11 protein-coding genes and 1 tRNA gene are annotated in these 11715 nt (G+C 69.7%); 1 reads left to right on the forward strand and 11 read right to left on the reverse strand.

Annotated features, from left to right (window positions below; all coding sequences use genetic code 11):
* Positions 1-497: 497 nt before the first annotated feature.
* Together JO379_RS32695 and JO379_RS32700 are read right to left on the reverse strand one after the other, a co-directional pair.
* Positions 498-794: a hypothetical protein gene (locus tag JO379_RS32695; RefSeq protein ID WP_209519071.1), complete on the reverse strand. Its 297-nt coding sequence runs from the start codon at positions 792-794 to the stop codon at positions 498-500.
* Positions 767-1006 carry a hypothetical protein gene (locus JO379_RS32700; protein WP_209519073.1) on the reverse strand — a complete coding sequence of 80 codons (240 nt, stop codon included), beginning with the start codon at positions 1004-1006 and terminating at the stop codon, positions 767-769. Before JO379_RS32700 ends, JO379_RS32695 begins: the two co-directional genes overlap by 28 nt.
* 1225 nt (positions 1007-2231) lie before the next feature.
* Here JO379_RS32700 and JO379_RS32705 point away from each other — a divergent pair.
* Positions 2232-2777 carry a Uma2 family endonuclease gene (locus JO379_RS32705; protein WP_242626333.1) on the forward strand — a complete coding sequence of 182 codons (546 nt, stop codon included), beginning with the start codon at positions 2232-2234 and terminating at the stop codon, positions 2775-2777.
* Between the two features lie 56 nt (positions 2778-2833).
* Here JO379_RS32705 and JO379_RS32710 read toward each other — a convergent pair whose 3' ends face one another.
* The 9 genes from JO379_RS32710 to JO379_RS32750 all read right to left on the reverse strand — a co-directional run bounded on the left by JO379_RS32710 (position 2834) and on the right by JO379_RS32750 (position 11673).
* Positions 2834-4408, reverse strand: a complete 1575-nt coding sequence (locus JO379_RS32710; RefSeq protein ID WP_209519075.1) for a formyltransferase family protein — start codon at positions 4406-4408, stop codon at positions 2834-2836.
* Positions 4405-4578, reverse strand: coding sequence for a hypothetical protein (locus JO379_RS32715; RefSeq protein WP_165451635.1), 174 nt, complete (start codon positions 4576-4578; stop codon positions 4405-4407). The genes JO379_RS32710 and JO379_RS32715 overlap by 4 nt, the downstream gene beginning before the upstream one ends.
* Before the next feature lie 181 nt (positions 4579-4759).
* On the reverse strand, positions 4760-6226 hold the full coding sequence (locus JO379_RS32720) for a condensation domain-containing protein (protein WP_130880661.1): 1467 nt from the start codon (positions 6224-6226) through the stop codon (positions 4760-4762).
* 658 nt (positions 6227-6884) lie between these two features.
* Positions 6885-8306: a condensation domain-containing protein gene (locus tag JO379_RS32725; RefSeq protein WP_209519077.1), complete on the reverse strand. Its 1422-nt coding sequence runs from the start codon at positions 8304-8306 to the stop codon at positions 6885-6887.
* On the reverse strand, positions 8303-8572 hold the full coding sequence (locus tag JO379_RS32730) for an acyl carrier protein (RefSeq protein WP_207304009.1): 270 nt from the start codon (positions 8570-8572) through the stop codon (positions 8303-8305). Before JO379_RS32730 ends, JO379_RS32725 begins: the two co-directional genes overlap by 4 nt.
* A gap of 531 nt (positions 8573-9103) precedes the next feature.
* Positions 9104-9177 (reverse strand) — tRNA-Met (locus tag JO379_RS32735).
* A gap of 66 nt (positions 9178-9243) precedes the next feature.
* Complete coding sequence (locus JO379_RS32740) at positions 9244-9819, reverse strand: transcriptional regulator (protein ID WP_130880658.1); 576 nt, start codon at positions 9817-9819, stop codon at positions 9244-9246.
* Positions 9819-11390: a helix-turn-helix domain-containing protein gene (locus JO379_RS32745; protein WP_209519080.1), complete on the reverse strand. Its 1572-nt coding sequence runs from the start codon at positions 11388-11390 to the stop codon at positions 9819-9821. The genes JO379_RS32740 and JO379_RS32745 overlap by 1 nt, the downstream gene beginning before the upstream one ends.
* A complete protein-coding gene (locus JO379_RS32750) occupies positions 11383-11673 on the reverse strand; it encodes a helix-turn-helix domain-containing protein (RefSeq protein WP_130880656.1) in 291 nt (96 codons plus the stop codon). Before JO379_RS32750 ends, JO379_RS32745 begins: the two co-directional genes overlap by 8 nt.
* Positions 11674-11715 lie beyond the last annotated feature (42 nt).

Genomic DNA, 11715 nt, shown 5'->3' on the forward strand with positions numbered 1-11715 from the left:
GTGCTGGGGGGGGCGGTTTTTTTTGGCGGTGGTGATGCGGCCGGGTGGACCGAGGAGGAGGAGGTGGTGGTCGTGTGGGTTTTTCGGCAATCAGGGGTGCGGCGGTGCGCTCTGCACCAGCCCACTGATCATCATCATGGAAAACAATTGCAGAATTGCTAATCAGATGACACCATCGAGCTGACCCGACAACCCGCTGTTCTTTGAAGGCCGCGAGCAGGCGACTAGCGAGCTGTGAGCGGTGCTCGACCGGCTCGCACCCCTTCGATCAGCATCAACAAGAACTGACGCGCCTCGCCCTTGGCGGAACGGGTTCCGGATGTCAGGCGCCGAAGACGGCTTGGTAGGCCGCTTGGCCTGTGTAGCGAGTGTCGTCAGCCCGGCGGTGACGGTGGTGATCCCCTCCAAGCGCGCCCGCACCCGGTCGTAGGCGGCGCGGATGCGGCCCGGGTCCTCGCCCTGGGCACTCTCGTCACTGAGGATTTCGGCGTCTTCGATCAACTCGCCTGTTCCTCGGGGTGATGCCAGGACCGGAGCAAATTGCTTGACGACCGCGGCAAACTCGTGCAGTGCGGAGGCGTCGATCCGGTGGTGTTGTTCTGCACGACGCTCTGTTGAGATCCGGCGACGATGTTGCTGGAGTTGTGGAAGGTGTAGTTGTCACCCGAGCGGGTCGGTGGTGTGGTCACGCTTGCTCCTGCTAGAACGGTGTCGATGCCGGCGCCGGTGAGCGCGACAGTGGCGGGTGTGGTGTCGATGAGCTCGATCAGTTCGCGCTGCGCCAGGTGCGCCACGGAACGGCTAAGGTCTTCGCCGGACACAGGGGCGCCCGCAAAGAACGCCGCCGGGCGGCGAGGAAGTCCGAGGGGTCGACGGGCTTCTGGTCGGGGGCGACAGCGAAGAGCCACTTGAGCAGTGCGCTGATCGTATGCCGGAGCCGGGCCGCACCGTCTTGCTGCAGGACGCGCAGCCGGCGTACCTGCACCCGGCCCTTGTCGCTGAGCATGGACGGGAGATCGCCGCCAGGGAGCGCAGGACCTTGACGAAGTCGGCCTGCTCCAGGGCGAGGACGAGGACCTCGGCTTCATCAGCCCGATGCCCTCTGCTCCGCGAACTCCGCGGTTTCGGCGTACTGCCCTGGGTGCTCCATCGCGTAGTCGCCGAGCCACAGCAGCAGCTTCGCGAGCAGCAGATCTTCTTCCAGGTCCGCCTCGGAGCTCCAGGACGTGGTGACTGCCCTGGCCTCCGCATGAACAGGAACGCGGATGGGGTTCCTGCGGGCGGCGCCCTCAAAGCCCTTGGCTAGGCCTTTGACGAACTTGTCGATCTCCCGCTGGTTAATGCCGCTATTACGGCCACGTCGGTCTCCTTCGGCTGTTGTGCCCCTTCAGCCTAGTGAGCCCCACTGACAACAACCCGGCCGGATTGAGCGCGTACGGTCCGGGCTCCGTCCGCGACATCGAGGCGGCGAGTTGAAAGGAGCACGGCGCCACTCCTGCCTCGGTGATCGGCACAATCCGGTCCCGCGACCCGCCGTACCGGAGACGGCGGTCGCAGGCTCGCGGTCGGTTCCCAGCCTTGCTGAAGTGCGGGGACCTGCAGAGATGCCTTAGCGCGGCTCAGAAGTTACGTCAGCGATGACCGAAGGCGGGCGCCAAAGCTTTGCTCACCGTGGTGGAGCGATGGACCTGTAGGGTCATGTGCCCAGAAGGCGGCAGTGACGCGCTGGACGAGGAGGGATTGGTCACTCGGCGGGGCATCGTCGTTGTCTACGGCGTGGGGCACGAGGACCCTGGTGCGGGCCACGTGCCGCACGTCTTGCGCCATAAGCGGGCGCAGGAACATTCACGAGTTGTGTGGCTGTGCAGTTCGGGTCCGGAAGGACGATGGCGTCGAGATTGCGGGCAGCTGAGTGTAGGTGTCGCGTACACAGCGGATGACCGGCTGGTCTGGCATGGAAGGCCTTGACGGTGGTCATGTGTCCCTGCCGGGTGGCTTTGTTCTCGTCCCAGGCCATGCCGAGGCTCTCGAGCTCAGTGATCGAGTTGGCGGTGTGGGTGTGCTGGTGGTAGGTGGGGTGCGCTGGCCGGTGATGAAGGTGCCGAGCCGGTAAGCCGTAAGCGTCCTCAAAGTCTGTGGGACGGACTGGTGTCACGTCGGGGCCACTAGACTTCAGCCCTGAGGCATTTGCAGATATGCCGGGAAAAGTATGCCGAGGAGGAGTAGCCGCCGTGGACCCCAAGCATTTCGAGTTGTTGGAAGAGGCACGTCGCGCCTTGCCTGACGGATTTAAAGCAGAGCTGTCCGGCGACATCATCGTCATGCAAGCCTCGCCCTCAGCCATCCATCAGCTCAACTTGAGCAAAATCCGGAAACAGTTCGATGCGCACATCCCGGCCGGCTACATCGACACAGGGAACACCGACCTGGAGTCGCCACAGACAGCGAAAGTGCGCAATCCGGACCTCACCTACTTGCCTGAAGAGTCGATGGCGACGACGGAGAGCAGCGTACCGGCTGAACTTGCTCTGATCGCGGTAGAGATCGTTTCCCCTTCCAACCCGGAGAACGACTGGGTCGGGAAACTTCGCGATTACCCCCTGATGGGTATCCCTCTCTATCTCGTCGTGGACGCACGCCAGAAAACCGTCGCGCTCTTCAGCGAACCTGAAAACGGCCGCTACCGCATGAGGGAAGACGCCGACTTCGGTGAACCGATCCACATCCCCAGCCCCTTTTCCTTCACCCTCGAGACCAACGCGCTGCGGCCTTACTGACTCATCCGCCCGGGCGAAATGAGAGATTCCAGTTACGGATCCGAGGCAGGTCTGCCTTATTCTCTACGATTCGTAGACGCGGGGGCGCAGCAGCTCCTAAGAATCGCAGTCAGGGTGTCGGCCATGGCAGGGTCGGAAGTCAGCAGATGCAACCGCTCCCCCGGTGCGTCCAGACAGACCGTCGCGCGGGGCTCGGGGCGGAAGCGCCGGAAGCCGTCGGTGTCCAGGGCGAAGAGCAGGCCGTCGCCGGCGGAGGGCAGGGCCGCCAGCCGCGGGTGACGCAAGGGGAGGTCACGGGCGAAGGTGCCCTGGCGTTCCGCCGCGCGGACCGCCTCCGCCAGCGCTGTGGTCGGCGTGTCCGTAGTCACCGGCACGGCGGTGGCGAAGAGTTCGGGAAGCGGGGCGGCCGCCGCCCGTACGGCAGGGGTGCTCCACCAGATCGTCTGCGCCGTGCCGCCCCGGCGGGCCGCGTGGGCGGTCCAGCCTGCCGCCAGCCGGATCAGGAGGTCCCGTCGGCCGGCCTCCGTGCAGGTGGAGACACCCGCGCGGGCGGGCAGCGGGATGTGGTGCTGTGTCCGTGGGGCGTGGGCGGGGCGGGCGGTGAGCTCGGTCGGCAGGGGGCGTGCGGCGGCCAGGGCGGCGGCCCAGTAGGCCTCCCGTACGCAGTGGGCGCGGTCGATCGCGTCGGCCGTGCGGCATGTCTCGGGGGTGGGGAGGGCCAGCCGGTCTCCTTCGTGGAAGTTCAGGTCGGCCGCCCACTCGCGGGCGGCAACGGGGGTGCCGTCCAGTCGCCGTACGCGGGTGACGAGGAGATCGGCGCCCGCCGTCGCGATGGCCACCGCGTCGCCCGGAGCCGGCACGCGGGTGCCCGGGGGGCGGTCCGGCCGGGCGGTGTCGCGGGCGGGGCGGACGGCCACCTCGTCCAGGACGACGGCCGTCCCGCCGGCCAGGAGCTTGGGGAGGCCGAAGGCGTTGTCCGCGTTGCCGACGTGGGCGGCCCGGCACCAGCGGGCCACCTCCTGGCCGGTGTGGTGGGCACCGATGAGGCCGGCGCCGGGCATCCGGTCGCGGCGGGTGTAGTAGCTGCGCCGCCCCGCGTCCTGTTTCCGGGGGGCGAGCCGGTCCTGTTCCAGGGCGTCGATCAGGGCCGTGAAGGAGTCGAGGCCGTGGTGGTAGCACTTCACGCCGAGCGACAGGGCGGTTTCGTCCTCGTCCATGGGAAAGCGGCGCTGGACGAGGATGTCACCGCTGTCCACCTCCTCCGCCATGACGTGCCAGGTGACCCCGTACTCCGTCTCCCCGTTGAGGACGGCCCAGGCCGTCGAGTGCACCCCGGCGTAGCGGGGCAGCGGGGAGCTGTGGAAGTTGACCGCCAGCCGGGCCGGGGCGGCCAGTTCTGCGGCGTTGAGGACATGCGGGTTGACGATGCTGAGGAGGAAGTCGGGCCGCGGGCCGGTCAGGTGCCTCACCCGCTGCGAGCCGGGGATGCCGTGGTCCTCGGCCCAGCTCCGCGCCGGGCCTTCGGGGCCGGCGACACCGGTGACCCGGTGGCCGCGGGACAGCAGCACGCCGGCGCAGGCGATCAGGAGCAGGCCCTCTCCGGCCAGCCAGAACCGGGCGGGCCTCGTCACGGGGTCAGCACCACCTTGACCGCCTCACCGGCGGTCGGGTCGGTCCGCCTCTCCGACGCCAGGCTCATCGGCGGTTCCCGCACATCGTCCCGCGGGGCTGCGATCCGGGGTTGCGCCGTGTCGTCGGCGATCTCTGCGTGGTCGGGCCTGTGCCACCGCAGCGCTCTCACCGGTGCTCCTCTCGCGGACAGGACGGGGCGCCGTGCCCGGCACCGGCGGCTTCGGTCAGCCGCGCGGTCGTGCCGCCCGGCACCGTCCAGCGCGGTGGACCAGAACATGAGACGGGCCCCCTTCGGTTCCAGGACGAGCCGTTCCACGGCTCCGGCGCCCGGGCCGGAGTTCTCGGTCCCGTTATTGCCAGGTGGTACACCCGTAACGGTCTCCCCGGGCGGTGCCGGTGGTGGCACTGCCACTTTGGGGCGTGGTCATCCGGCTATGGCGGAGGTCCGGCCAGGCGCGGGTGGCGAGTTCGGCGGGGGGCGTTTTCTCCGCCGGCTCGCAGGCCAGGTCGACGAGGAGCCGTTCCACGCCGTGCAGGAAGCCGTGCACCTCGTCCGGCGCGAGCGCGGCCGTGTCGGCGTCGGCCACCAGGCGCAGCCATCCGGGCCGGTAGGAGACGACGACGAAGAAGAAGGTCTCGGCCTCTTCGAAGTCGCAGGGCTCGACGGTGGTCGTGGCCGTGGCGGCGCGTACGGCGTGGGCCGGTGGCGGCGTGCCGGTGTCTGCTCGCCTCTCGTGGGCGTTTCTTATGTCGTTGAAGCAGTAGGACAGGTCGATGGGGGTGCCGCGCTCGCGTCCGGCTGCCCGGGTCAGCTCGTCGGCCCGGTCGGGGTCGAACAGGCCGTGGGCGTAGGCGGTTGTGCAGGCCGCGAAGGCAGCGCGGGCGATGTCCGCGACGTGCTCGCCCTGGAGGGGGACGGTGACGGGGACTTCCTGGTGCAGGTTGGCGACGGCGGCGTGGAGTTCGGGCTCGGAGCGGTTGGCGGTCAGCAGTCGCAGGGTGCAGGCCGGCAGGCGTGCGCGGCTGCCGAGCAGCAGGGCGACGGCGGTGAGCAGTACCGCGGAACCGCTCACCCGCCACCGCCGGGACAGGGCGGTGATGGCCAGCGGTACGGCCTGGGAGTTCATGGCCGCGCTGTAGTGCTCCGGTCCGGCGCGGTCGGGGTCCGGGGTGCTGGTGAGGCGGGGGCGGCGGGTGGGGAAGAGGGAGGGTGGGGCGGTCGCCAGCTGCCGCCGCCAGTAGTCGTGCGACCGGGCCAGCAGGGCGCGTCCTTTGCGGGATCGTTCGTACTGTGCCTGTTCCACGGGCTGCCGGGCGGCGGGTGGTGGTGCCGGGCGGCCGGTGGTTCTGGCGTCCAGCAGGCGGGTGAGTTCGCTGATCAGGTGGCGCATGGACATCAGGTCGGCGGCGATGTGCGAGACGCAGAAGGCGGCGAGTGCGGGGGTGCCGGCGGTCAGCACGACCATTGCGCGGAACAGTGGGGCCGTCGCGAGGTCGAAGGCGGTGTGCCGCATCCGGTATTGCCATGTGCGCAGCGCGTCCTGCGGGCTCTCGCCGGGGCCGGTGGTGAGGATCTCTGCCTCGAAGTGCCCCGTGCGCAGGATGTGCTGGGTCAGTGAGCCGTCCGCGGTGCGCGCGAAGGCGGTGCGCAATGACTCGTAGCGGCCGACGAGTTCGGCGAAGGCGTCGAGCACGTCCTGGGGCGTGCCGCGAGTGGGCAGCTCGGTCCAGAGCCCCTGGTTGTAGAAGGCGGCGTCGGGTAATTGACGCTGGATCAGGTTCCACATGTGTCGCTGCGCGCAGGTTGCCGGTGCCACGGCGGACCGTTCTCCGCTGAAAGGGACACGGCGTCGGACCACTTGTGCCACGGCTGCCTTTCCTTTCCTCGGCCGGAACCGACTTTAGCGACGGGTGGTCGACGGGGGCACCCGCTCTTGTGGACCTAGCCTTCCGGCTACTCCGACGGAGCGGCCGCCGGGGGCTTCCCGTGCGGCGGCCGGCCCGTGAACGTGGGCCGGTGGAGAGTGATGGGCTTGCCGGTGAACAGTGGTGGGCTTTCCGTGCCCGGCCGCTAGGGGGAGGGTTTTGTTGCGTGCGATCGTTCTGACCGATGGCCGCTGAGGGAAGAACAACACCGGCGGCTGAATTAATGGAAGCGGAATGACGGAGGAGGACCGCACCCACCACCGTGGGGCGCTGGATGCCGACCCAAGTGTGGCGTTTCCGGTGGTACGTGGCGGCCCATGTATTCGGCAGTGACCGCCGTCCTGCCCTTCGTTACCGGGCCGGTGTTTGACGCGGTGCTGAAAAAACGGGGCGGCGGCCGATTTCGGCGAATTCCACGCGGTCGTGGCGGGCCTGGTGGTGGTGCTGGTCCTGGTACGGGGCGTGTCCGGCATCGCGGTCACCGGGCAGAGCGGTGGCGCGGCCCGGGAGGGCGGGCCGCGCCGGCTGCGGTGGTGGTGCGGACGGGCGTCACCCGTCCGTCGCGGTGGCGCGGGCCAGCAGCGCGTCCGTGCTCGCGCCGGTGTCCCGGGCGACGGCGTCGAGCAGATCGCGCAGCTGGGTCATGAGCCGGCGTACGGCCTCGGGCGCGTAGCGGGAGCGGTGGTAGGTGAACTGCATCCGCAGCTCGCCGCCGCCGTCCTTGATGACGGCGTCCAAGGCGTACGGCGACTGGGGGTCCTGGTCGGCCGCGGTGACCGTGAGGCCGTCGAGCGCGGGTGGCGCCTCGGGGGCGCTCTGGAACGTGAACAGGACGTTGGCCAGCGGAAAGGAGTCCGGGCGCCACCGCAGCCCGAGCTCCGTCAGGAGTTTTTCGAAGGGCATCTCGCGGTGGGTGTAGGCGGCCAGTGAGGAGCGGCGCACCTCGTGCAGCAGGTGCGTGAAGGGTGCGGCGGGGTCGACGCGGGTGCGGATGGGCAGGACGTTGACGAAGAATCCGACCGCCTGTTCGAAGCCGGGGCGGGTGCGCAGGGCCGCGCGGGTCCCCACCACCAGGTCGGTGGCGCCGGTGTGGTGGTGCAGCAGGGCGTTGAACGCGGCCAGCAGCAGCATGAACAGTGACACCCGCTCGCGGCGGGCAATTTCGCGGAGGCTGGCGGCGAGGGGGTCGGGCAGGGTCAGCCGCTCGGTGGCGGACGGGTTCCGTCCGCTCTCGGGGCGTGCGTCGCCGGGCGCGGCGAGCGGCAGGTCGGGGAGCGGGGGTGCTCCGGCCAGTGTCTGCTGCCAGTAGTCGCGTTGCCGGGCGTAGACGGGTCCGTCGCACCACTGTGTCTGCCAGGCCACGAAGTCGCCGTACTGGGCCGCTGGTGGGGGAAGCGCGGGTTCGGCTCCGTGGAGGCGGGCGCGGTAGAGCCCGCCCCACTCAGGGAAGATCACTTCCCATCCGCTCCAGGCGTCGGAGACCAGGTGGTGCAGGGTGAGCCGGATCAGGTGCTCGTCCGGGGCGAGCCGGAGGAGGGCGACCCTGATCGGGGGTCCTTGTGCCAGGTCGAACGGGTCGTGGAGATCGGCTTCGAGGAGCGCTGCCGCGGCGGCCTGGCGTTCGCGCGGGCCGAGGTGGGTGAGGTCGTGGAGGCGGTAGGGGAGGTCCGGCTCGGCGGTGACCCGTTGCACGGGGCGCCCGTCGGCCGTCGGGAAGGCGGTGCGCAGGGCGTCGTGGCGGCGCACCACGTCCACGAGGCTGTGGCGGAGGGCGGGTTCGGACAGTTCGCCGGTGAGCCGGAAGGTGCCCGGGTCCAGGTATTGCACGGGGCGCGTCATGCGTTCGAGGAACCACATGCCCTGCTGGCCGTAGGTGAGCGGGTACGTGCTGTCCGCCGGCGGCCGCGCGGGGCGGCCGGTGGTCGGTGGACGCGGTGACGTCGGCGCGGCGCGGCCGGGGCGAGCGGTCATGCGTCGCCCGTGCCGTAGCCGGCGGCGACCAGGCATTCGGCCTGGCCGGTGGCTGTCGGGTTGTCGAACAGCCGGTCCAGCAGGGCGCCTTCCAGTTCTACGGACTCGATCTCGCCGACGCTGTACTCGGCCAGCAGACGGCCGATGGCCTGGAGTGCGAGCAGGGAGTATCCGCCGAGTTCGAAGAAGTCGCCGTGGTGGATGTCGATGGACTCGGGCGTCACTTCCAGGACTTCGGCCCAGATTTTCCGGACGCGCTCCGCCACGGCGAGAGTCGAGGTTTCGGAATTCCGGTCAGTTAATTTTTCCGACACAGATCCCCCAGGGGTTTTGTGCGAGTGACCGTGCTCATGAACGAGTTACCGAGATTCCTCGATGAGACCACATCCGGAACGGGGTCGCAACCATCTCCGGAAGGCACTCCGGAACTGTGGGAGACGCTCGCGTCAATTCATGGCGGGCGTCCGAACTCGGCTCCTGCGACGCGTCGATGACCTGTATGGCACTTCGGCGGGAAGCCGCCGCTCGGCTCTCTCCGCGGGCTGCCGGCGCCCCCGTTCCTGCTGCAGTCCCGGGGACTCCTCGGCGCGGCCGTGGAGTCCGGGGCCACGGTCGCGACACCCCGTTGGCGGTGCTGCGGACGGGCGGGCTGCGCCGTGAGGTGCTGCCGCCCGGCGTGCTGAACGTGATCTCGGGCGACGCCGTCCTGGGCCCGGCGCTCGTCGCCCACCCGGGCGGCCGCAGCCGCAAACGCGGCAGGGCCCGGATCCAGGTGGATCCGGGCCCTGCCGAAGCAGTAGCGGGGACAGGATTTGAACCTGCGACCTCTGGGTTATGAGCCCAGCGAGCTACCGAGCTGCTCCACCCCGCGTCGGTAGTCCCCACCGTACGCCACTGCGACGGGCGTCGGTGACCACTTCCTGTCCGGGGGCTTGTTCTATGCGGCGAAGCCGATGTTGGTGACGTACTCGTACTGGCCCCACTGGCTTCCGAGGTCCGGGAGCACATCGGTGGTCCATGCGTCGTCCAGGCCCTGGTGGTCGCCGGCGGCCCAGGAGGTGACGATCTTGTCCCAGCGGCGTACGTTCATCGTCCGGTACTCCACCACCCGCTGCAGCGGGCGCGGCACTTGGGACTGGTTGAGGGGGTGGATCTCCACCCGCGTGCCGCGGCCGTCCCGGTTCAGGCGCTGGAGGAGGTGGCGGGCGACGTTCTGGCGGCGCACCATCCGGTAGGCCCGGTCGATGCGTTCCAGGTTGGCCTTCGACGGCCGGCGTTTGCCCTCCAGCCATGCCTTCAGCGTCCGGTCGGTCACCGTCAGCCCGGCGTCCTTGGCTGCCTGGCGGCTCTTGCCGGACTTCGTCAGGTAGTGCAGGCGTGCTATCAGGCCGCGTTTGGCGGTGACCGGGGTGGCGATGCCGCCTGCGAGTTCGTCGAGCTTGCGGGCGACGGCGGCGCTTCCCTTGATGCCGCGGGCGCCGAACTTCCCGAAGTCGAGGTTCTTCTCCGGCACTACTGCTGTCCCTCCCCTGCCGTCTCGGTGTGTTCGGTCGCGTCGGTTCCGGCGGTGTAGGTGTCCTTGACCTTGACTTCGGTAACGCCGCGGCCTTCGGGGAAGACACGGCGCCAGTCGCCGGTGATGTGGAGTTCGTCGGTGCCCATCGCGCGGACGACCATGAGGCCCTCGTCGTGGGCCTTGAGGGCCTTGAGCCAGAGGTTGGCGAAGGCCTGGCTGCGGATGATGTGCATCCAGTCGGGGCGGTAGAGCTCCCGGTTGTAGTTCGACTCCCCCATCGTCGAGACGAACTTCGAGTACATCGCCTTCACGTACTCGAGTGTCACCTCGTCGTCCTGCTCGATCGCCGCGTCGCGGGCGTCCTTCAACGCGATGCGGAACTTCTCCAGCAGGTTCTCTGTGGCGCCGGAGGTGTAGGACTCGTGGATCTCCGGGGGGGCGCACAGCCCGTGCTTCGGGCCGGAGAGGCGCAGGAGGAGGCGCAGGGTGGGTTCGGTGACCCATAGCGGGCCGGGTTCGTCGCGGTTGCCGATCGGGTTGGGCAGGACCGCCTCGTGCTCCCACGCGGGTGGGGTGATCAGGTACAGCCCGGCGCGGCGGCGGTCGTGGGCCAGGCCGGTGGAGTGCTCGAGCCGGCCGAGCGGGAGGTGGGTTTTGAGGGCGGAGAGGTAGGCGCCGTTGATGTCGAGCGCGGTCACCTCGTGCCGGCCCGGCGGCAGGTCGTGGCGGGTCCACTTGGGGCGGGCCTCCCAGATCTGGTCGGCGCCGCGGGAAGTCTGCTTCTTGAGGATGTCGGGGATCCAGGGGTGGGCGACGATGTCGTACCGGGCGCCCTTGCGGGTTTCGTCCAGCAAGCGCATCGCGTCCGGGATCGCCTTCTTCAGCAGTGCCGCGGTGGCCGCGTCGACGTCGCCGTGGTGCTCGGCGAGGGCGGCCTGGACCGCCTGGCCGATCAGGTCGACCGGGCCGGAGGGCTCCTGGAACGCGCGCCGGGCGGGCCCGGGGGGACGCTCGGACGGGCGCGTCGAGGGCTGCGCAGCCGGTGCGGTCTTGGGCCGTGCAGTTGTGCTGACGGGCTTCGCGGGTGCCGGGGCGGCGGGAGCCGTGGTCTGGCAGTCAGCCGGGTCGAGGTGCTGAGTGAAGCCTTCTACCCGGTGCTTGGCCGGCCGGCCGCACAGGACGCACGGCTGCGGCACGGCGAGGACCTCCACCTCGTCGCCGTCACCGCCTGCTGCGGGCTCGGTCGGGCTCCCGGGCGCGGCCTGTCCGGCCGGTTCGTCAGCGGGTACCTCCCCAGGTCCGGGAGCGGTTCCCGGTTCCGTCTCGGCGGTGAACTTCGCGGCCAAGCCGTCCAGCAGATACGCGTATTTGGTGCGGAGCTCGCCGACCGGGGCTCTGTCCTTCTCCCACCCTGCGACCGTGCTCGGGCTCACCCCGAGCGCCCGGGCGACCTGGGCCTTCGACAGGCGGGCCCGCTCCCGCAGCTCCCGTCGCTGCTCCGGCGCCGGGAGCCCGGCCTGGGGGCCGACGGCGGCGAGCAGCGAGTCGATGGCGTCGAAGTCACTCACCGGACCGCCCCTTCCTGACGGTGGCGGCCGTGCGGTGCCGGGAAGCGGGCAGGGCTTCGCACGCCCGGGTCGGGCCCGCCAGCAGGTCCAGGGGGCCGATGCCGTAGTGCACGGCCAGGGCGTCGACGTCGTCCAGGGTCCATGAGGCGGCGCCCGACTGGCGGCGTGAGATCTGGGTCTGCGTCAGGCCGAGCACCGAAGCGATTGCCCGCTGCGACTCTCCCGTCGCCTGCATCAACGCCGCAACCGTCAATCGAAGTGATTCCTCCAGGCTCAGTCCCATACTCCCCATCATACCGAAGCGCAATGTACAGAGTGCATATTT

Origin of the sequence: Streptomyces syringium (assembly GCF_017876625.1) — a bacterium.
Classification (GTDB): Bacteria; Actinomycetota; Actinomycetes; order Streptomycetales; family Streptomycetaceae; genus Streptomyces; species Streptomyces syringius.

Bases quoted from the DNA above. Each gene is read 5' to 3' on its own strand.
- JO379_RS32750 (WP_130880656.1), bottom strand. From the start codon at position 11,673: ATGGGACTGAGCCTGGAGGAATCACTTCGATTGACGGTTGCGGCGTTG.
- JO379_RS32700 (WP_209519073.1), bottom strand. From the start codon at position 1,006: ATGCTCAGCGACAAGGGCCGGGTGCAGGTACGCCGGCTGCGCGTCCTG.
- JO379_RS32725 (WP_209519077.1), bottom strand. From the start codon at position 8,306: ATGACCGCTCGCCCCGGCCGCGCCGCGCCGACGTCACCGCGTCCACCG.